Source organism: Streptomyces alkaliphilus, from assembly GCF_014141535.1.
Classification (GTDB): Bacteria; Actinomycetota; Actinomycetes; order Streptomycetales; family Streptomycetaceae; genus Streptomyces; species Streptomyces alkaliphilus.
The window spans coordinates 1-1007 of the sequence record NZ_VKHT01001384.1 but is presented as its reverse complement, the minus strand read 5'-3'; the positions used below and the strand labels follow the sequence as shown (position 1 = coordinate 1007).

The 1007-nt window shown below is 76.6% G+C and carries 1 protein-coding gene; it reads right to left on the bottom strand.

The annotated features are described in order from the left end of the window. Positions 1–7 precede the first annotated feature (7 nt). Positions 8–760 carry a hypothetical protein gene (locus FNQ90_RS24625; protein ID WP_182608355.1) on the bottom strand — a complete coding sequence of 251 codons (753 nt, stop codon included), beginning with the start codon at positions 758–760 and terminating at the stop codon, positions 8–10. Between the last annotated feature and the right edge of the window lie 247 nt (positions 761–1007).

Genomic DNA, 1007 nt, shown 5'->3' with positions numbered 1-1007 from the left:
ACCCGGGTCAGGCGATCCCCAGCCGGGGCGCCAACCAGCGGGGTACCCCGCCCAGCATCCGGAACAGCCGACGGGCCTCCTCCCGCAGCCGTTCCGCCTCCCGTCCCGACTCCACCGAGGCCAGCGCCTCCAGGGCCGGCGCGATGCCCACCAGGAAGCCCAACTCCTCCCGCAGGCGCAGCGACTCGCGGAAGGCGCGGCGGGCCTCGCCGAGGTCGTCGGAGTGCAGCGCCAGCCCGCCCAACTGCCGCCAGGTGCCGGAGAGCAGCAGCAGGTCCCCACGGGCCGCCGCCGCGGCGTGCGCCCGCCGGTAGGCCGCCTCGGCCCCCTGCGGGCCATCGCTCAGGTACTCGCCGAGCAGGCCCCGTCGGTAGTCCAACAGGGCCCGCCGGGGGCTGTCGGGGGGCAGCAGCGCGGCCGCCCGGCCCAGTGCCGCCCGCGCCTCATCGGTCCGGTCCCGCACCCCCAGCAGCGTCGAGGCCCAGGCCAGGTGGCCCCGCTCGCAGGCGGCGGCGCCACGCCCCTCGTCGTCCGTCGGCACCGCCTCCGCGGCCCGCAGGGCGTCCTCCGCCCGTTCCCACCCCTCACCGGTGTACAGGCACCCCTCACCCAGCAGCATCGCCCGCAGCAGGGCCGCCCCCGGTTCGCCGTCGCGTTCCGCGACCAGATCGGCCGCCTCCGCCCAGCAGCCGCGGGACCGGAGTCGCCACACCGCTCCCGTCAACGGGTCCCCGTCATCCTGCAGGTCACCGTTCGCCATGGCGGTGTCCGCCACTGTGCCCTCCCCTTGGCGCTTCATCGAGCCGATGGTTCCCGCCGACACGCCGTGCCCCGGCCGAGCGGTGGGGGACGTGCGGTGGGTGGTGCGGGTGCGGTTCCTCGAACCGCGACACGGCGGGACGACCGCACTCCACCACGCCGGGAACGCGACGGGGACGGGCGTCCGTGCCGTTGGGGATGCATCTCAGCACGATGTGAGCGGCCGGGCCAAGGGGGCGGGTGAACGC

Bases quoted from the DNA above. Each gene is read 5' to 3' on its own strand.
- FNQ90_RS24625 (WP_182608355.1), bottom strand. From the start codon at position 760: ATGGCGAACGGTGACCTGCAGGATGACGGGGACCCGTTGACGGGAGCG.